The sequence below is a fragment of the Streptomyces sp. NPDC104106 genome (assembly GCF_055584345.1).
The window spans coordinates 722587-741005 of the sequence record NZ_JBVJMF010000001.1; the positions used below are offsets into that span (position 1 = coordinate 722587).

General features: G+C 72.8%; 13 protein-coding genes, 3 tRNA genes and 1 pseudogene. 8 read left to right on the top strand and 9 right to left on the bottom strand.

All coding sequences use genetic code 11. The features are described from left to right. Nucleotides 1-78: 78 nt before the first annotated feature. The 3 genes from ACZ60X_RS03390 to ACZ60X_RS03400 all read right to left on the bottom strand — a co-directional run bounded on the left by ACZ60X_RS03390 (nucleotide 79) and on the right by ACZ60X_RS03400 (nucleotide 483). Nucleotides 79-155: transfer RNA gene (locus tag ACZ60X_RS03390), tRNA-Ile, on the bottom strand. Between the two features lie 176 nt (nucleotides 156-331). Continuing rightward, nucleotides 332-404 (bottom strand) — tRNA-Asn (locus ACZ60X_RS03395). 6 nt (nucleotides 405-410) lie between these two features. Next, nucleotides 411-483 (bottom strand) — tRNA-Asn (locus ACZ60X_RS03400). 158 nt (nucleotides 484-641) lie between these two features. On the opposite strand from ACZ60X_RS03400, the gene ACZ60X_RS03405 reads away from it, so the two are divergent. The 4 genes from ACZ60X_RS03405 (at nucleotide 642) to ACZ60X_RS03420 (ending at nucleotide 6305) form a co-directional block, all read left to right on the top strand. After that, nucleotides 642-947 (top strand): YtxH domain-containing protein, encoded by a 306-nt coding sequence (locus ACZ60X_RS03405; protein ID WP_469592702.1) that lies wholly within the window; start codon nucleotides 642-644, stop codon nucleotides 945-947. Nucleotides 948-1042: 95 nt separating this feature from the next. Next, entirely contained in the window at nucleotides 1043-2482 is a 1440-nt protein-coding gene (locus ACZ60X_RS03410; protein ID WP_469592704.1) for a xylulokinase, read from the top strand. 164 nt (nucleotides 2483-2646) lie between these two features. After that, complete coding sequence (locus ACZ60X_RS03415) at nucleotides 2647-4380, top strand: ABC transporter ATP-binding protein (RefSeq protein WP_469592707.1); 1734 nt, start codon at nucleotides 2647-2649, stop codon at nucleotides 4378-4380. Next, nucleotides 4380-6305: an ABC transporter ATP-binding protein gene (locus ACZ60X_RS03420; protein ID WP_469592709.1), complete on the top strand. Its 1926-nt coding sequence runs from the start codon at nucleotides 4380-4382 to the stop codon at nucleotides 6303-6305. The genes ACZ60X_RS03415 and ACZ60X_RS03420 overlap by 1 nt, the downstream gene beginning before the upstream one ends. A gap of 63 nt (nucleotides 6306-6368) precedes the next feature. Here ACZ60X_RS03420 and ACZ60X_RS03425 read toward each other — a convergent pair whose 3' ends face one another. Continuing rightward, nucleotides 6369-7664, bottom strand: a complete 1296-nt coding sequence (locus ACZ60X_RS03425; RefSeq protein WP_469592711.1) for an RNA polymerase sigma factor — start codon at nucleotides 7662-7664, stop codon at nucleotides 6369-6371. Between the two features lie 286 nt (nucleotides 7665-7950). Here ACZ60X_RS03425 and ACZ60X_RS03430 point away from each other — a divergent pair. Further along, nucleotides 7951-8211 (top strand): annotated as a pseudogene (locus tag ACZ60X_RS03430) (ArsR/SmtB family transcription factor); the annotation flags it as partial. Between the two features lie 111 nt (nucleotides 8212-8322). Here ACZ60X_RS03430 and dnaG read toward each other — a convergent pair. The 4 genes from dnaG to ACZ60X_RS03450 all read right to left on the bottom strand — a co-directional run bounded on the left by dnaG (nucleotide 8323) and on the right by ACZ60X_RS03450 (nucleotide 13870). Further along, a complete protein-coding gene (dnaG, locus tag ACZ60X_RS03435; RefSeq protein WP_469592714.1) occupies nucleotides 8323-10218 on the bottom strand; it encodes a DNA primase in 1896 nt (631 codons plus the stop codon). Nucleotides 10219-10275: 57 nt separating this feature from the next. After that, entirely contained in the window at nucleotides 10276-11541 is a 1266-nt protein-coding gene (locus tag ACZ60X_RS03440) for an NAD(P)/FAD-dependent oxidoreductase (protein ID WP_469592716.1), read from the bottom strand. 123 nt (nucleotides 11542-11664) lie between these two features. Beyond that, nucleotides 11665-12939: a deoxyguanosinetriphosphate triphosphohydrolase gene (locus ACZ60X_RS03445; protein WP_469592718.1), complete on the bottom strand. Its 1275-nt coding sequence runs from the start codon at nucleotides 12937-12939 to the stop codon at nucleotides 11665-11667. Nucleotides 12940-13075: 136 nt separating this feature from the next. Then, a complete protein-coding gene (locus ACZ60X_RS03450; RefSeq protein WP_469592721.1) occupies nucleotides 13076-13870 on the bottom strand; it encodes a sirohydrochlorin chelatase in 795 nt (264 codons plus the stop codon). Between the two features lie 161 nt (nucleotides 13871-14031). Between ACZ60X_RS03450 and ACZ60X_RS03455 the strand changes: the two genes are divergently transcribed. From ACZ60X_RS03455 to ACZ60X_RS03465, 3 genes are all read left to right on the top strand, one after another. Further along, complete coding sequence (locus ACZ60X_RS03455; RefSeq protein WP_469592723.1) at nucleotides 14032-14709, top strand: SanA/YdcF family protein; 678 nt, start codon at nucleotides 14032-14034, stop codon at nucleotides 14707-14709. 167 nt (nucleotides 14710-14876) lie between these two features. Continuing rightward, nucleotides 14877-16970: a molybdopterin oxidoreductase family protein gene (locus tag ACZ60X_RS03460; protein WP_469592725.1), complete on the top strand. Its 2094-nt coding sequence runs from the start codon at nucleotides 14877-14879 to the stop codon at nucleotides 16968-16970. Nucleotides 16971-16984: 14 nt separating this feature from the next. Beyond that, nucleotides 16985-17815 (top strand): arylamine N-acetyltransferase family protein, encoded by an 831-nt coding sequence (locus ACZ60X_RS03465; RefSeq protein ID WP_469592727.1) that lies wholly within the window; start codon nucleotides 16985-16987, stop codon nucleotides 17813-17815. Between the two features lies 1 nt (nucleotide 17816). On the opposite strand, the gene ACZ60X_RS03470 is transcribed toward ACZ60X_RS03465, so the two are convergent. Next, a complete protein-coding gene (locus ACZ60X_RS03470) occupies nucleotides 17817-18257 on the bottom strand; it encodes a gamma-glutamylcyclotransferase family protein (protein ID WP_469593016.1) in 441 nt (146 codons plus the stop codon). Nucleotides 18258-18419 lie beyond the last annotated feature (162 nt).

The following is an 18419-nucleotide window of genomic DNA, read 5'->3' on the forward strand; positions in this document are numbered from 1 at the left end:
AGGAGGGTGGCCACGCCCAGCGCGGCGGCCCTCCCTCTTCGCCGCCGCAGGTAGAAACGGTTCTGCACCTACGGGTGCTGGTGGGGCGGGTGGGACTCGAACCCACGGCCGACGGATTATGAGTCCGCTGCTCTAACCGGCTGAGCTACCGCCCCATAGCGGCGTGTCGCGTACAAGTGTGCGCGTCGTCTGCCGCAGCATAGCCGCTCATACGATCTCCCGCTTCGGATGGTCGGCTTCTGCGCTGCTCACGACCGTGAGGACACCGCCGTGGCCGCGGCGGTTCCCGCGAGCATGAAAAAGGACCCCGGAGGGGTCCTCGTTCCACGCGCTCCCCCGACTGGACTCGAACCAGTAACCTGCCGGTTAACAGCCGGCTGCTCTGCCAATTGAGCTACGGAGGACCGAAGCTCCCCCGACTGGACTCGAACCAGTAACCTGCCGGTTAACAGCCGGCTGCTCTGCCAATTGAGCTACGGAGGATCGCCTCGATTGCATCGAACGTACCTCCCTGGGTATTCGCCAGGGGGCGGGCGCTCGCTGCGACACATACATTAGCGCAAGCAGGGGGGTGCTCCGCCAATCGGTACCCCCGGCGCCCACGTCGCACCAGCAGAGCAGGCAAGGGAAGGGTGGCAGCCATGCGCTACCGGCTCACGTTCGTCGCCGGACTGGCCCTCGGTTACGTACTCGGCACGAGGGCCGGACGCGAGCGCTACGAACAGCTGAAGAAGTGCGCCGAGCGGATCGCTCGGAACCCGGCCGTGCGGAACACCGCCGAGACGGCCGCCCAGCAGGGCCGCCAGTACGCGGGCAAGGCGTTCCACACGGTCAGCGACAAGGTCGGCGACCGGGTGCCGGAAACGGTGGCCCAGCGGGTGCGGTCCCTGCGGGAGCGGAACGTGGACGGCACGCCCGAGGACGACTGGGGCACGAGCAACACGTAGGGGCGCCTGCGCGCGACCCGCCGCCCTCCGCCGCGTCCCACCCCTTTGGGCGCCCTCGGTCCGAGTACCCGCGGGAATGCTGCAAAATTCGGTGCATGGGGATAGTCGCCGGCTTGGACAGCTCACCGGACTTCACACGCATCGTGGTCTGCGACACGGACACCGGTGCCGTGCTCAGGCAGGGGTACGCCCCGCACCCGGTGGAGGGCCGCCCCAGCGACATAGATCCGCAGGCGTGGCTGCTCTCCCTCGGCGAGGCCGCCGGCGGCGGTCTGCTGGAGGGCGTGCAGGCCATCGGGGTCTCGGCCCAGCAGAACTCGCTCGTCCCGCTGGACGCCCAGGGCAACACCGTGCGCCCGGCCCTGGTCGGCGGTGACAAGCGGGCGCAGGTCGCGGCGGCCGATCTCATCGACGCGCTCGGCGGGCGGGGGGCCTGGGCCCAGGCGGTGGGATGCGTGCCGTCGGCCGGCCAGCCCGTCACCAAGCTGCGCTGGCTGGCGAAGAACGAGCCCGAGAACGCCCGCCGGACGGCGGTGCTGCTGCAGGCGCACGACTGGCTGGTGTGGCAGTTGCTGGGGCGTCCGGTGCGCAGGACCACCGACCGCGGCGGGGCCTCCTCGACCGGGTACTGGTCGGCCGCCACCGGCGCCTACCGGCCCGATCTGGTCGAGCTGGCGCTCGGGCACCAGGCGATGCTGCCGGAGGTGATCGGCCCGTCCGACGCGGCCGGTACGACCCCGGAGGGGCTGCTGATCTCGGCGGGGACCGGGGAGACCATGGCCGCCGCGTTCGGGCTCGGGATCGGAGTCGGGGACGCGGTCGTCTCGCTGGGCGCGTCCGGGTCCGTGATGGCCGTGCACCCCGAGGCGCTCGCCGACCAGTCCGGGATGATCACCTCCCTCGCCGACGCCACCGGCATGCATCTGCCGGTCGTCACCACCCTGAACGCCGTACGGACCCTGCGCGGTGCCGCCGAGCTGCTCGGGCTGCCGGATCTGGAGAGCCTGTCCGAGCTGGCGACGAAGTCGACGCCGGGGGCACACGGGCTGGTGCTGCTGCCCTATCTGGAGGGTGAGCGGACGCCGAACCTGCCGCACACCGCCGGGACGCTCGCCGGGCTGCGGCGCGAGTCGATGAAGCCCGAGCACCTGGCGCGGGCGGCGTTCGAGGGCATGCTGTGCGGGCTCGGCGACGCGCTGGACGTGCTGCGCGGGCGGGGCGTGGAGGTCCGGCGGATCTTCCTGCTCGGCGCGGCGGCGGAGCTGCCCGCGGTGCAGGCCTCGGCGCCCCCGCTGTTCGGCGCGCAGGTCGTCGTACCGCAGCCCGCCGACTATGCGGCGATCGGCGCGGCCCGGCAGGCCGCGTGGGCGCTCGGCGTGTCGCAGGGGACGCTCGACCCGCGGACCCCGCCGGCCTGGCAGGGCGCGGCGGCCCAGGTGCTGGAGCCGGGCGACGAACTGGCCGTCGGGCAGGCGGTGCGGCAGCAGTTCACGGCCGTGCGGGAGCAGACCCACCCCGGCGCATTCCAGTCATAAACCTCGCAACCCCGCAAATCCCTATGGTCGTACGAGCTTCCGCACGCGTGGCCGAACGCACGTGTCCGCCCGGGTTAATCGCTTGAGGTAACGCGGGTGGAGTGTCGGACGATAGGGGCCAAGGGCAACCGACCAGCCCCGTCGCCGACTCCGAGAGACGTAGCGTGCTCATACGACTTCTACGGACCTATCTCAGGCCCTACAAAAAACCCATCACCCTGCTGGTGCTCTTCCAGTTCCTGCAGACCTGCGCCACCCTCTACCTGCCGACCCTGAACGCGCACATCATCGACAACGGTGTCGTGAAGGGTGACACGGGTTACATCCTGTCCTTCGGTGCCCTGATGATCGCCATCTCGCTGGCGCAGGTCGTCTGCAACGTCGGCGCCGTGTACTTCGGCGCCCGCACCGCCTCCGCGCTCGGCCGGGACGTGCGCGGTGCCGTCTTCGACCGGGTGCAGTCCTTCTCGGCGCGCGAGGTGGGCCACTTCGGCGCACCCTCGCTCATCACCCGTACGACGAACGACGTACAGCAGGTCCAGATGCTGGTCCTGATGACGTTCACGCTGATGGTGTCGGCGCCCATCATGTGCGTCGGTGGCATCGTCATGGCCCTCGGGCTGGACGTGCCGCTGTCCGGGGTACTGGTGGCCGTGGTGCCGGTGCTCGCGATCTGCGTCACCCTCATCGTGCGCCGGCTGCGGCCGCTGTTCCGGTCGATGCAGGTGCGCCTCGACACGGTGAACCGGGTGCTGCGCGAGCAGATCAGCGGCAACCGCGTCATCCGCGCCTTCGTACGGGACCAGTACGAGCAGGAGCGGTTCGGGAAGGCGAACTCCGACCTCACCGACATGCAGCTGGCCACCGGCCGGATGCTCGCCCTGATGTTCCCGATCGTCATGACCGTGGTGAACGTGTCGTCGATAGCGGTCGTGTGGTTCGGCGCGCACCGCATCGACAGCGGCGGCATGCGCATCGGCGACCTGACCGCGTTCCTCGCCTATCTGATGCAGATCGTCATGTCCGTGATGATGGCCACCTTCATGTTCATGATGGTGCCGCGCGCGGAGGTCTGCGCCGAGCGCATCGAGGAGGTCCTCGGCACCGACTCCAGCGTGGTGCCGCCGAAGGCGCCCGTCACCGAGCTGCGCACGCACGGGAGTCTGGAGATCCGGGCGGCCGGCTTCCGCTATCCGGGGGCCGAGGAGCCGGTGCTGAAGTCCGTCGACCTGGTGGCCCGGCCGGGCGAGACGACGGCCGTGATCGGCTCGACCGGCAGCGGCAAGTCCACGCTGCTCGGACTCGTCCCGCGGCTCTTCGACGCCACCGAGGGCGAGGTCCTGGTCAACGGCGTGGACGTCCAGCAGGTCGAGCCGAGGCTGCTGGCGAGGACGGTCGGCCTGGTGCCGCAGAAGCCGTACCTGTTCGCGGGCACGGTCGCCACCAACCTGCGCTACGGCAACCCGGACGCCACCGACGAGGAGCTGTGGCACGCGCTGGAGGTGGCGCAGGCCAAGGACTTCGTGAGCAAGCTGGAGGGCGGGCTCGACGCGCCCATCGCACAGGGCGGTACGAACGTCTCCGGCGGCCAGCGCCAGCGGCTCGCCATCGCCCGTACGCTCGTGCAGCGCCCGGAGATCTACCTCTTCGACGACTCCTTCTCCGCGCTCGACTACGCCACCGACGCGGCGCTGCGCGCGGCGCTCGGCCGGGAGACGGCCGAGGCGACCGTCGTCATCGTCGCCCAGCGGGTGGCGACCATCCGGGACGCCGACCGGATCATCGTGCTGGACGAGGGCCGGGTGGTCGGCACCGGCCGGCACCAGGAGCTGATGGCGGCCAACGAGACCTACCGGGAGATCGTGCTCTCCCAGCTGACGGAAGCGGAGGCTGCCTGATGGCGGGCGCCATGCGCATGATGGCCGGGCGCGATCCCAACCAGCGCTCGATGGACTTCAAGGGGTCGGGCAAACGGCTCGTCGCCCAGTTCCGGCCCGAACGGGCCACGATCTACGGCCTGTTGCTGTGCGTGGTCGGCAGCGTCAGCCTCAACGTGGTCGGCCCGAAGATCCTCGGCAAGGCGACCGACCTGGTCTTCTCCGGCATCATCGGCCGGCAGATGCCCGCCGGCGCCACCAAGCAGCAGGTCCTCGACCAGATGCGGGCCCATGGCCAGGGCACGGTCGCGGACATGCTCAGGAGCACCGACTTCACCCCCGGCAAGGGCATCGACTTCGGCGCCGTCGGCGACGTCCTGCTGCTCGCGCTCGCCACGTTCATGGTCGCCGGCCTGCTGAGCGCGGTGGCGAGCCGGCTGGTCAACCGGTCCGTGAACCGCACCATGTACCGGCTGCGCGAGCAGGTGCAGGGCAAGCTGGCGCGGCTGCCGCTGTCGTACTTCGACAAGCGTCAGCGCGGTGAGGTGCTCTCGCGCGCGACCAACGACATCGACAACATCGGCCAGACGCTCCAGCAGTCGATGGGCCAGCTGATCAACTCCCTGCTGACCATCATCGGCGTACTGGCGATGATGTTCTGGGTCTCCTGGATCCTGGCCCTGGTCGCCCTCGTCACCGTGCCGCTGTCGGCGCTGGTGGCGACGCGGGTCGGCAAGCGGTCCCAGCCGCAGTTCGTGCAGCAGTGGCGCTCCACCGGCAAGCTGAACGCCCACATCGAGGAGATGTACACCGGGCACACCCTGGTGAAGGTGTTCGGCCGGCAGGAGGAGTCGGCGCGCGCGTTCGCCGAGCAGAACCAGGCGCTGTACGAGGCGGGGTTCAGGGCGCAGTTCAACAGCGGGGTGATGCAGCCGCTGATGATGTTCGTCTCCAACCTGAACTACGTGCTGGTGGCGGTGGTCGGCGGCCTGCGGGTGGCGTCCGGCGCCCTGTCCATCGGTGACGTCCAGGCCTTCGTCCAGTACTCGCGGCAGTTCTCGATGCCGCTGACGCAGGTCGCCTCGATGGCGAACCTGGTGCAGTCCGGCGTCGCCTCGGCCGAGCGGGTCTTCGAACTCCTCGACGCCGAGGAGCAGTCGGCCGACCCGGTGCCGGGCGAGCGCCCGGCCGAACTGCGCGGGCGGGTGCGCCTGGAGCGCGTGTCCTTCCGGTACGACCCGGAGAAGCCGCTGATCGAGGACCTCTCGCTCACGGTGGAGCCCGGTCACACGGTCGCGATCGTCGGCCCGACCGGCGCGGGCAAGACCACGCTGGTCAACCTGCTGATGCGGTTCTACGACGTGTCGGGCGGCCGGATCACCCTGGACGGGGTCGACATCCAGCGGATGAGCCGGGACGAACTGCGCGCCGGGATCGGCATGGTGCTGCAGGACACCTGGCTGTTCGGCGGCACGATCGCGGAGAACATCGCGTACGGCGCGGCCAGGGAGGTCACGCGCGGGGAGATCGAGGAGGCGGCGCGGGCGGCCCACGCCGACCGCTTCATCCGTACGCTCCCCGACGGCTACGACACGGTGATCGATGACGAGGGCACGGGGGTCAGCGCGGGTGAGAAGCAGCTCATCACCATCGCGCGGGCGTTCCTGTCCGACCCGGTGATCCTGGTGCTGGACGAGGCGACGAGTTCGGTCGACACCCGCACCGAGGTCCTGATCCAGAAGGCGATGGCCAAACTGGCGCACGGCCGCACGTCGTTCGTCATCGCCCACCGGCTCTCCACGATCCGGGACGCCGACACCATCCTCGTGATGGAGAACGGCTCGATCGTGGAACAGGGCGCGCACGCCGAGCTGCTGGCGGCGGACGGGGCGTACGCGCGGCTGTACAAGGCGCAGTTCGCGCAGGCGGTGGCCGAGGTCGACTGACGGCGCGGGGGCCGCCCACCCGGGCGGCCCCTGCTTCGGGTCTCCTGCTCCAGGTTCCCTGCCTCAGTCCAGATAGCCCCGGAGCTGGTCCGCGAACGCGTGGTCGCGGAGCTTGTTGAGGGTCTTGGACTCGATCTGCCGTATCCGCTCCCTGGTGACGCCGAAGATGCGCCCTATCTCCTCCAGGGTGCGGGGCCGGCCGTCGGCGAGGCCGTAGCGGAGCTGGACGACCTTGCGCTCCCGCTCCCCCAGGGTGGACAGGACGGCCTCCAGATGCTCCTTGAGCAGCAGGAACGCGGCGGACTCCACGGGGCTCGCGGCGTCGCCGTCCTCGATGAGGTCACCGAGGGCCACGTCCTCCTCCTCGCCGACCGGGGCGTGCAGGGAGACCGGCTCCTGGGCGAGCCGCAGCACCTCGCTGACCCGCTCGGGCGGCAGGTCGAGGTGCGCGGCCACCTCGTCCGGTGTCGGCTCGTACCCCCGCTCCTGCAGCATGCGGCGCTGGACGCGCACGACGCGGTTGATCAGCTCGACCACGTGGACCGGGACGCGGATGGTGCGGGCCTGGTCGGCGAGGGCGCGGGACATGGCCTGGCGGATCCACCAGGTGGCGTACGTCGAGAACTTGTAGCCGCGGGCGTAGTCGAACTTCTCCACCGCGCGGATCAGCCCGAGGTTGCCCTCCTGGACCAGGTCGAGCATGGTCAGCCCGCGCCCGACGTACCGCTTGGCGACCGACACGACGAGCCGCAGGTTGGCCTCGATGAGCCGCCGCTTGGCCACCCGGCCCATGACGACGAGCCGGTCCAGGTCGAGCGCCAGCTCGCTGTCCAGGTCGGGGGTGCTGCCCAGCTTCTCCTCGGCGAACAGGCCGGCCTCGACCCGGCGGGCGAGTTCGACCTCCTCGGCGGCGGTGAGCAGCGGGATGCGCCCGATCTCGCGCAGGTACTGGCGGAACAGGTCGGCGGAGGGCCCGCCGGTGTCGGCCCGGGCGGCGACCGCGCCGCCGGCGGGTTCGTCGGGCTCCTCGGGTTCCCCGGCCTCGGGCTCGTCCGTGAGCGCGTCCGCCGGCGGTTCGGGAGGTTCGGCGGGCGTGCCCTCCGGGTGCAGGGCGCCGCGGCTCTGCGGGGGCACGGCCACGAGGATGTCCGGCTCCGCGTCCGGGTCGTCCGCCGTGAGGCCGGTGGTCGCGCCGGCGGTGCGGGGGGCGCTGGTGGCACGGGTGGCGCTGTCGGTCTGGGTGAGGGTCTGGGTCTGCACGGGGGCGACCTCCAGGATGATCGCTGCCGTCGCCTGCGGCAGCGGTACTTCGGGAGCGGAGAGTCGACGGCCTGCGCTCCGCGGACTCGGGCACCGCACCCAGTGTGGGGTACGACGCAACCTCGCCACGAGGGGCGTGCGGTGACTTTTTGCGTTCGGCTCGTGACGGAAGGGTGACCCGGCCCCCCCGGGGCGCTCCCGGCCGGCCCGCGCCCCGTGCCGTGCGGCGCCTCAGGCCGGGTCCGTCACCTGGCGCCGGGTGGCGAGCACCACCAGAGCGCCGATGACCGCCAGTCCCAGCAGGGCGGCGCCGAAGACGGTGGCGCCGTTGGTCAGGCCCACCGCGTCGCCGAGGTAGCCGGCGGAGACGGGCAGGACGCCGGTGACCGTGCTCGGCGCGCTCAGCGACCCGCTCCGGCTGACGATCGTCCGAAAACTCCTGCTGGAGTCCCAGGACTTCGACCACACGTGCGGCTGGTTCGGGCTCGACCGGCCCAGGTCGTCACTGACGCACCACTTCAAGGCGCTGCGCGAGGCGGGCATCACCCGACAGCGCCGGTACGGGCTGGAACGCCGCAGCCATGTCCGCGTCGCTGACCTCAACGCCCGGTTCCCCGGCCTTCTCGACCTGGTGGCGGCCTGGACGCGCGGCCGGGCCGACACCCCTAGGGGGTGCCGTTCGGATCAGGCCGGCCGGGCCGACACCCCCCCCCGGCCGGACCGCCGGCGGCCGGCCCGGTCCAGCCGCCGGGACCGCTCAGAGCGCCTCGGCGCCCCGGGTCTTCAGGGACTGGTCGTACTGCTGGAGGACCCACAACTCGTTGTGTACGGCGGCCAGTTGGGCCGGGTCGCCGCCGGCCTCCAGGCGGCGGGCGGTCATCTGCAGCTCCTGGACGCGGCGGGCCACGGCGCGGCGGCGGACGGTGACGAGCTGCTCGCCCGCGTACGCCTCGTCCACCGTGCGGCGCATGATCGCCTCCACGGCCAGCTCCGTGACCATGGCGCGGACCGTGTCGTCGGGTGCGGCCTCGCGCACCCGGACCAGGTACTCCTGCGGGTCCTGCGCGCCGAACTCGGCGCCGCCCGCGTCCATGACGGCCTGGCGTACGGCGGCGTAGGGGGCGGCCGTGAACTCGTCCACGCCGTAGGCGTCGAAGGCCGGGGAGACCAGTTCCGGGCGCTGGAGGGCGAGCTTGAGCAGTTCGCGCTCGGTGGCGTAGATCGGGTTGCGCAGTTGCAGGGCGGGGCCCTGGGTCGCGGGCCGGGCGGCGGCCTCGTACGGACGCGGGCCCGCCGGGGCCGGGGCCTTGCCGCCGCGCTCGCGCGCCCAGCGGGCCAGCTGGGCCACCCGCTTGACCACGAACTGGGTGTCGAGGATGCCGAGCATTCCGGCCAGTTCGACCGCGACCTCGTGCTGCGCGCCGCTGTTCTTGATCCGGGCGACGATCGGCGCCGCCTCGTCCAGCGCCCCCGCGCGGCCCGCCGGGGTGTCCAGGTCGTAGCGGCTGACGATCTGGCGCAGCGCGAACTCGAAGAGCGGGGTGCGCGGTTCGACCAGGTCGGCGACCGCCTCGTCGCCCTTGGCCAGGCGCAGTTCGCAGGGGTCCATGCCGTCCGGCGCGATCGCGATGTACGTCTCGGCGGCGAACTTCTGGTCGTCCTCGAAGGCGCGCAGGGCGGCCTTCTGGCCCGCCGCGTCACCGTCGAACGTGAAGATCACGCGGGCTGATCCGTTGTCCATCAGCAGCCGGCGCAGGATCTTGATGTGTTCGCCGCCGAAGGCGGTGCCGCAGGTCGCGATGGCGGTCGTCACCCCGGCCAGATGGCAGGCCATGACGTCCGTGTAGCCCTCGACCACGACGGCGCGGCTCGACTTCGCGATCTCCTTCTTCGCCAGGTCGATGCCGTACAGCACCTGGCTCTTGCGGTAGATCGCCGTCTCGGGCGTGTTCAGGTACTTCGGGCCGTTGTCCGCCTCGTACAGCTTGCGGGCGCCGAAGCCGACGACCTCGCCGCCGATGTCGCGGATGGGCCACATCAGCCGGCCACGGAAGCGGTCGATGGGCCCGCGGCGGCCCTCCTGGGAGAGGCCGGAGAGGACCAGCTCCTTGTCGGTGAAGCCCTTGCCGCGCAGATAGCGGGTGAGGTGGTCCCAGCCCTGGGGGCTGTAACCGACGCCGAAGTGGACGGCGGCGGCCTGGTCGAAGCCGCGCTCGGCGAGGAAGAGCCGGCCGGTCTCGGCCTCGGGGCTGGTGGCCAGCTGCTCGGCGTACCACTGCGCGGCGACCTTGTGCGCCTCGACCAGGCGGATCCGCTCGCCACGCTGGTGGGCCGGGTTGTACCCGCCCTCCTCGTAGCGCAGCGTGATGCCCGCCTGGGCGGCCAGGCGCTCCACCGCCTCGGAGAAGGAGAGGTGGTCCACCTTCATCACGAAGGTGATGGTGTCGCCGCCCTCCTGGCAGCCGAAGCAGTGGAAGAGCCCCTTGCTCGGGCTCACCTGGAAGGAGGGCGACTTCTCGTCATGGAACGGGCACAGGCCCTTGAGGTTGCCGCCGCCCGCGTTACGCAGCTGGAGGTACTCGGAGACCACGGCGTCGATCGGGACCGCGTCCCGTACCGCCTTCACGTCCTCGTCGTTGATCCGTCCTGCCACGGGTGAATTCTACGGGGCGGCAGCGACACCTCCGGGGCGCGCCGACGGCCCCCGGGGTCAGGGGGCGAGGCGCTCCAGCGGTACGTGCGGATCGGCCAGGGCCTCCGGATCCACCGGCGCGCCGGCCCGGATCAGCTTCTGGATCTGCTCTGTGACATCCCACACGTTCACGTTCATCCCGGCCAGGACGCGGCCCTCCTTCACCCAGAACGCGATGAACTCCCGCTTGCCGGCGTCGCCCCGGATCACCACCTCGTCGTACGACCCCGGCGGCGCCCAGCCGCTGTACTCCATCCCCAGGTCGTACTGGTCGGTGAAGAAGTACGGCACCCGGTCGTACACGACCTCCTGGCCCAGCATCGCGCGCGCGGCGGCCGGTCCGCCGTTCAGGGCGTTCGCCCAGTGCTCGACCCGCAGCCGCGTGCCGAAGAGGCCGAGCGGGAAGGCGGCGACGTCACCGGCCGCGTGGATGTCGGGGTCGGAGGTGCGCAGCCGTTCGTCCACCACGACCCCGCCTCCCTGGGCGCGGTCGGCCAGCTCCAGCCCCGCCGCCTCGGCCAGGCCCGTGCGGGGCGAGGCGCCGATCGCCGCGAGGACGTCGTGCGCCGGGTGTTCCTCGCCGTCGTCGGTGCGGACCGCGAGGACCATGCCGTCCTGGCCGACGATCTCGGTGAGCCGGCGACCGAAGTGGAAGCGGACGCCGTGCTCGCGGTGCAGCTCGGCGAAGACGCCGCCCAGCTCGGGGCCGAGGACGCCGTGCAGCGGGGTCGGCGACGACTCGATCACCGTGACCTCCGCCCCGTACTCGCGGGCCGCCGCCGCGACCTCCAGGCCGATCCATCCGGCGCCCGCGATCACCAGGTGCCCGTTGTCGCGGCCGAGGGAGGCCAGCACGCCCTTGAGCCGCTCGGCGTGCGCGAGCCGGCGCAGATGGTGCACGCCGGCGAGGTCCGTGCCGGGGATGTCGAGGCGGCGCGGCTCGGCGCCGGTGGCCAGCAGCAGCTTGTCGTAGCCGACGACGGTGCCGTCGTCGCCGAAGCGGACCGTCTTCGCCGTGCGGTCGACGCGGTCGACGAACTGGCCGAGGTGCAGCTCGATGTCGCTGCGCGCGTACCAGGCGGGCTCGTGCACGAAGACGCTGTCGCGCTCCTCCTTGCCGAGCAGGTAGCCCTTGGACAGCGGCGGGCGCTCGTAGGGGTGGTCGCGCTCGTCACTGATCAGTATCACCCGGCCGCTGAAGCCCTCGGCCCGGAGCGTCTCGGCCGCCTTCGCGCCGGCGAGACCGCCCCCGACGATGACGAATGTCTGATCCGCGTCGACCACTTGTTGCCTCCTCGTAAGGGTGCCGCCATAGGGGAGCCTCCCGCACGCGGCGGGCTGCGGGAAGAGGGGGTGGCCCGATCAGGCCACGACGGGGCACGTTCCTCCCACATATGCCCGGTCGGATCATGTCTGCCCGGTCAGTCTCGCGTGCAGGGACAGCGCGGAGGCGTCCGTGAGGGAGGCGATCTGGTCGACGATCACCCGCTTGCGCGCATGGTCGTCGCCTGCCCTGTCGAACAGGGCCCGAAACTGCGGATCGAGACCGTCCGGCGCGCGGGCCGTGAGCGCCTGCGCCAGCTCCGCCACGATCACCCGCTGGTCCGCGCGCAGCCGCTCCTGCTCGGCGCGCTGCATCACATAGCGGTCCGCGACCGCCTTGAGCACCGCGCACTCGTCGCGGGTCTCGCGGGGTACGACGAGTTCGGCGCCGTAGCGGGTGAGCCTGCCGGAGCCGTACGCGGCGCGCGTGGCGCCCTCCGCGGCCAGACAGAACCGGCCGATGAGCTGGCTGGTGGCGTCCTTCAGCCGGGCCTGGGCGACCGCCGTGCCGTCGTAGCCGTGCGGCCACCACTCCTCGTCCTGGAGGCGGTCGAGGGCGGCGGAGAGTTCGGCGGGGTCGGTGCCGGCGGGGACGTACCGGCCGATGGCGACCTCGAACACCGCCTGCCGCTCGGGTTCGGCGTGCAGGCAGTTCGGGTCGATGTGCCCGGCGTGCAGGCCGTCCTCGACGTCGTGCACCGAGTACGCCACGTCGTCCGACCAGTCCATGACCTGCGCCTCGAAGCAGGTGCGGGTGCCGGGGGCCGGGGCCCTGGCCCAGTCGAACACCGGGCGGTCGTCCTCGTACACGCCGAACTTCCTCGACGCCGGGTCGGTGGGGTGGGCACCGCGCGGCCAGGGGTACTTGGTGGCGGCGTCGAGGGTGGCGCGGGTGAGGTTGAGGCCGACGGAGCCCTCGGGGGTGAACCGCTTGGGCTCGATGCGGGTGAGCAGCCTCAGGGACTGGGCGTTGCCCTCGAAGCCGCCGCAGTCGTCCGCGAAGTCGTTCAGCGCCTGTTCGCCGTTGTGGCCGAAGGGCGGGTGGCCGAGGTCGTGGGCCAGGCAGGCGGCTTCCACGAGGTCGGGGTCGCAGCCGAGGGCGGCGCCCAGCTCGCGGCCGACCTGGGCGCATTCGAGGGAGTGGGTGAGGCGGGTGCGGGGGCTGGCGTCCCACGCCCGGCTGCGGGTCCCCGGGGTGACGACCTGGGTCTTGCCGGCGAGGCGGCGCAGGGCGGCGGAGTGGAGGATGCGGGCGCGGTCGCGCTGGAAGGCGGTGCGGCCGGGGCGTTTGTCGGGTTCGGGGGCGTAGCGTTCCGTCGCGGTGGAGTCGTAGGTGCCGTTCGGTGCGGTGCCTTCCATGGGTCGACAGTAAGCCCACGCCTACGGCCCCGCGCCGCTCGGACGACCCGCGCCCACCGTGTCACCGCGCCCTGCCCCCACCGGCACGGGACCGGACACGCCACCGCCGGACGGATCCCCGACGACCCCGCACTCCTCAAGCCACCCGCGCCCACGGTGTCGCCATGCTCTGCTCGTACCGGTGCAGGACCAGGCGTGCCATGGCCGGGTGGTCCCCCAGCGGGGCCGCGGCGATCCACGGTGCCGCCTGGGCGCACTGGGTGGCGAAGCGGCCCGGCGCGGCGAAGTACGACGCGATCGCCACCCGGTGCCGGCCGCGTGCCGCCAGTGCCCGCACGGCCGTCGGGATCGTCGGGGCCGCCGCCGAGGCGTAGGCGGGGAGGACGGGGACGCCCAGGCGGGCGGCGAGGAGGCGGGCGGTGCGGCGGGTGTCCGCGGCCGAGTCGGGGTCGCGGGAGCCCGCCGCGGCCAGGACCACCGCGCTCCCCCGGCGCACGGACCCGTCCGGCGCCGCCGGCCAGCCGGCCTCCAGCAGACGGTCGTACAGCGCCTCCGCCAGCAGGGGGTGCGGGCCCAGCGGGGCTGCCACGCGTGCGCGCACCCCGGCCTCCGCCGCCATCCCGGGGATGTCGTGCTTGACGTGGTAGCCCCGGCCGAACAGGAGCGGGACGAGGACGGCGGGGGCGTCACCGAGGGCCGCGAGGGTGTCCGGGAGCAGGGGCTCGTTGAGTTCGACGTGGCCCAGGCGGACGCGCAGGCCGGGGCGCAGCTCGCGTATGCGCTCCAGGAGCAGGGTCACGGTGGCGAGGGCGCGCGGGTCCCGGCTGCCGTGGGCGACCAGGACGAGGGCGGGCCGGTCCGGACGCCGGCTGGGCGGCGGGAGCAGCCGGAGCCGGTCCGACTCGGAGCGGGGAGGGAGGGACGCCGTCATGGAAGGATCCTGACGGGGCCACGTTGCGTGGCCGTTGCCTGGCCGTCACGGGTATTTTCCGCGGCTTCACCTCGTACAGGCGCATCGTGTGAGGCGAAACCGGATCCGGGCCGCCGGCGTCCTCCATGATCGGAACCGATCACTGGGGGGCGTGAGGCGTCATGAGGATCCGTCGACCGCGGTGGCCGCGCACCCGCGGGGGGCAGCGGCGGCTGGTGCAGGCCGTGATGGCCGTGTGCGTGCTGGCCCTGCTGCCGGTGACCTGGCTGTACGTGTCCACGGCGGACCGGCTGCGGACGGTGGCGGACGCGCCGTCGGCGAAGGTCGCCGTGGTGTTCGGCGCCGGGCTGTGGAACGGCAGGCCCTCGCCGTACCTCGCGAACCGGCTGGACGCGGCGGCGGCGCTGTACCGGGCGGGCCGGGTGAAGGTCGTCCTGGTCACGGGTGACAACAGCCGCGAGGACTACGACGAACCCGACGCCATGCGCACCTACCTGAGCGGGCACGGCGTACCGGCCGACCGGATCGTGCGTGACTACGCCGGGTTCGACACCTGGGACTCCTGCGTGCGGGCCCGGCGGATCTTCGGCGTGGACCGGGCCGTCCTGATCAGCCAGGGCTTCCACATCCGGCGCGCGGTGGCCCTGTGCGAGGCGGCGGGGGTGGACGCCTACGGGGTAGGGGTCGACGAGAAACACGACGTGACCTGGTACTACGGCGGCACGCGCGAGGTCTTCGCGGCCGGCAAGGCGGTGCTGGACACGGTCTTCCACCCGGACCCCGGGTTCCTGGGCCCCAAGGAGTCGGGCGTCACCCGGGCCCTGGCCGCCGGACACTGACCGCGCGCCGGGCGACGCACGGGGGTCACCTGGCCCCGCGGCCCCCAGCGGTCCGCGGGCCCCGCTCCGCGCCTCACGGTGGGCCGGGCGGCGTGGGGAGGCGGCCGTGTCGGGGGTGTAACCGGCGGTGGACCCGGGCCGTAACACGTTCGACGCACGCTGGCGCCATGCAGACGATCGCCTCGACGCCCACCCACTGCCCGTACTGCGCCCTGCAGTGCGGGATGAGTCTGGTCCCCGCAGGGGAGGGCCGCGTCGAGGTGGCCGAGCGGGCGGACTTCCCCGTCAACCGGGGCGCCCTGTGCGGCAAGGGGCGTACGGCGGCCGAGGTGCTGGCGCCGGGCGTGCGGCTGACCTCGCCGCTGATCCGCAGGGACGGCGAGCTGGCCGAGGCCGGCTGGGACGAGGCGCTCGACCTGGTCGCCGAGCGGCTCGGGGGCGTACGGGCGCGGTACGGCGCCGACGCGCTGGGCGTCTTCGGCGGGGGCGGACTGACGAACGAGAAGGCGTACGCGCTCGGCAAGTTCGCGCGCGTGGTGCTCGGCACCTCGCAGATCGACTACAACGGCCGCTTCTGCATGTCGTCGGCCGCGGCGGCCGGTACGAGGGCGTTCGGGCTGGACCGGGGACTGCCGTTCCCGCTCGCGGACATCCCGCGGACCGGGTGCGTGATCCTGGTCGGCTCCAATCTCGCCGAGACCATGCCGCCGTCGCTGCGCTTCTTCCGCGAACTGCGCGAGAACGGCGGCACGTTGATCGTCGTCGACCCGCGCCGCACCCGCACCGCCGAGCAGGCCGACCTGCACCTGGCACCCCGTCCGGGCACCGATCTCGCCCTGGCCCTCGGCCTGCTGCACCTGGTGGTGGCCGAGGGGCGGACGGACGAGGCGTACATACGGGAGCGGACCACCGGCTGGCCCGAGGCGCGGGCGGCGGCGATGGCGCACTGGCCGGAGTACGTGGAGCGGATCACCGGGGTGCCCGTGCCGCAACTCCGCGAGGCGGTACGGCTGTTCTGCGAGCCTGAGGCGGCGATGGTGCTCACCGCGCGCGGGCCCGAGCAGCAGTCCAAGGGGACCGACACGGTCGGCGCCTGGATCAACCTGTGCCTGGCGACCGGGCGGGCGGGGCGGCCGCTGTCCGGGTACGGCTGTCTGACCGGGCAGGGCAACGGGCAGGGCGGGCGCGAACACGGCCAGAAGGCCGATCAGCTGCCCGGCTATCGCAAGCTGGACGACCCGGCGGCCCGGCGGCACGTGGCCGAGGTGTGGGGCGTCGACCCGGACAGCCTGCCGGGGCCCGGCCGCAGCGCGTACGAGCTGCTGGACGCGCTCGGCACGGACATCAGGGCGCTGCTGCTGATGGGCTCCAACCCGGTGGTGTCGGCGCCGCGCGCGGCGCACATCGAGGCCCGCGTCAGGTCCCTGGACTTCCTCGCCGTGTGCGATGTGGTGCTGTCGGAGACGGCCGCGCTGGCGGACGTCGTCCTGCCGGTGACGCAGTGGGCGGAGGAGACGGGGACGACGACCAGCCTGGAGGGCCGGGTGCTGCTGCGCCGGAAGGCGGTCGCCGCGCCGCCCGGCGTCCGCAGCGACCTGCACGTCCTGCACGAGCTGGCCGCGCGGCTCGGCGTGGAGAAGGGCTTCCCGGCCGACCCCGAGGAGGTCTTCGCCGAACTGCGCCGGGCCGCCGCGGGCGGACCCGCGGACTACTCGGGGATCACCTACGAGCGGCTCGCGGCCGAGAACGGGGTGTTCTGGCCGTGCCCGGAGACCGGGGAGTCCGGTACCGGCGCGCCCCATCCCGGTACTCCCCGGCTCTTCCTCGACCGGTTCGCCACCGAGGACGGCCGCGCCCGGTTCGCGCCCGTGACCCACCGCCCCACTGCGGAGGAGCCGGACGCCGAGTACCCGCTGCTGCTGACCACCGGCCGGGTGGTCGCGCAGTACCAGTCGGGCGCCCAGACCCGGCGCGTCGCCGAGCTGAACGCCGCCGCACCGGGCCCGTTCGTGGAACTGCACCCCCGGCTCGCGGCGCGGATCGGCGCGGCCGAGGGCGACCCGGTGACCGTGGTCTCCCGCCGGGGCCGCGCCACCGCGCCCGCCCGGATCACCTCCGCCATCCGCCCGGACACCGTGTTCATGCCCTTCCACTGGCCGGGCGAGGGCCGCGCCAACACCCTGACCAACCCGGCGCTCGACCCGACGTCCCGGATGCCGGAGTTCAAGTCGTGCGCGGTGCGGGTCACCCGGGCGGGCTGACGTAGATTGCCGGTATGGCTGACATCGAGCGGTTCGACCTCGACGCCTACCTCGGGCGGATCGGGTGGCGGGGCGGCCGGCGGCCCGATGCGCGGACGCTGCGGGGTGTGCATCTGGCCCACGCGCTGTCCCTGCCGTTCGAGAACCTGGACCCGCTGAGCGGCCGTGCGCCCTCGCTGGAGCCCGGTGATCTCATGGCCAAGATGATCCACGGGTCGCGCGGCGGTTACTGCTACGAGCACAACACACTGCTGTGGCTCGCCCTGGAGGCGCTCGGCTTCGAGGTGGGCGGGCTGGCCGCGCGGGTGGTGCTGGGCGCCCCGACGCCGTGGAGCCGGCCGCGCTCGCACATGATGCTGCGGGTGGCCGTGCCGGGGGAACCGGAGCCGTATCTGGCGGACGTGGGCTTCGGTGCCGCCGGTGCGCTGCTGGCGCCGCTCCCGCTGGTCGCCGGCGTCGAGCACGAGGGCGGCGGCCGTCGGCACCGGCTGGCGGCGCTGCCGTCCGAAGGGCCGCTGGAGCAGCTGGAGTTGCAGGTGTACGACGGCCGGAGCCGGGAGTGGGCCGGGCAGTACGCCTTCACGCGGGAGCCCTTCGCCGCCCCCGACTACGCGATGTTCAACTGGTACGTCGGGACCAGCCCCCGCTCCCCCTTCACCCGGCGCCCGTACCTCCAGCGGACCACCGCCGGACGCCACCTGGCCCTGGACGGCGACCGGTTGACCGAGACCCTCGCCGACGGCACGGTCACCGAGCGCAAGCTCGCGGGCGAGGCGGAGGCACGGCGCGTGATCGCCGAGGAGTTCGGGATCGCCGTGCCCGAGGGGCTGACCCTGCCGGGCTGACTCAGCGGCGGGACCGCCAGTCGCCGCCCTCGATGCGGGCGCCGGTGGCACGCAGCCGGGCGGCGACGGGCGGGGCGGCGAGGTAGACCCAGGCGCGGACGGCGGTGCCGTCGGCCCGTACGACGTACCGGGCGACGCGTTCGTAGAGGTTGCGGGGATCACCCGGCCGGAACTCCTCCAGCCGGTCCAGGGCGGCGAGCAGGTCCGCGTACGACCGCGGCAGCGCGGTGATCAACTCGCCGTGTATCGCGGTGCCTTGCCGCTCGACGGCGTAGGGGTGTCCGGGGCCGTCGTAGAGGGCGGCGCCCGGGAGGCGGGCCGGTTCCTCGGCGGCGGTCCGGCCGCGCAGGAAGAGGTCGTGGTTGACCTCGCCGGGGCGCAGGGTGCCGTAGACGAAGAAGGGCAGCGGGGCGCCCGGTTCCGGAGGGATCACGGAGACGATTGTGGACCCCGGGCACACCGGCGTGCGGGGCGTGACCGTGGACGTCGGTCGAGCGCGCCGGCGGCCATGACGTGCCGTCACCCGTTCAAACGGCACGCGTCGCTCCATTCGTGTTCTCTTCGCGTCGATGTCTCGCGTGCGCCCCCGCACGTCTGTGACCTG

Bases quoted from the DNA above. Each gene is read 5' to 3' on its own strand.
- ACZ60X_RS03405 (WP_469592702.1), top strand. From the start codon at position 642: ATGCGCTACCGGCTCACGTTCGTCGCCGGACTGGCCCTCGGTTACGTA.
- ACZ60X_RS03410 (WP_469592704.1), top strand. From the start codon at position 1,043: ATGGGGATAGTCGCCGGCTTGGACAGCTCACCGGACTTCACACGCATC.
- ACZ60X_RS03420 (WP_469592709.1), top strand. From the start codon at position 4,380: ATGGCGGGCGCCATGCGCATGATGGCCGGGCGCGATCCCAACCAGCGC.
- ACZ60X_RS03445 (WP_469592718.1), bottom strand. From the start codon at position 12,939: ATGGAAGGCACCGCACCGAACGGCACCTACGACTCCACCGCGACGGAA.
- ACZ60X_RS03450 (WP_469592721.1), bottom strand. From the start codon at position 13,870: ATGACGGCGTCCCTCCCTCCCCGCTCCGAGTCGGACCGGCTCCGGCTG.
- ACZ60X_RS03455 (WP_469592723.1), top strand. From the start codon at position 14,032: ATGAGGATCCGTCGACCGCGGTGGCCGCGCACCCGCGGGGGGCAGCGG.
- ACZ60X_RS03460 (WP_469592725.1), top strand. From the start codon at position 14,877: ATGCAGACGATCGCCTCGACGCCCACCCACTGCCCGTACTGCGCCCTG.
- ACZ60X_RS03465 (WP_469592727.1), top strand. From the start codon at position 16,985: ATGGCTGACATCGAGCGGTTCGACCTCGACGCCTACCTCGGGCGGATC.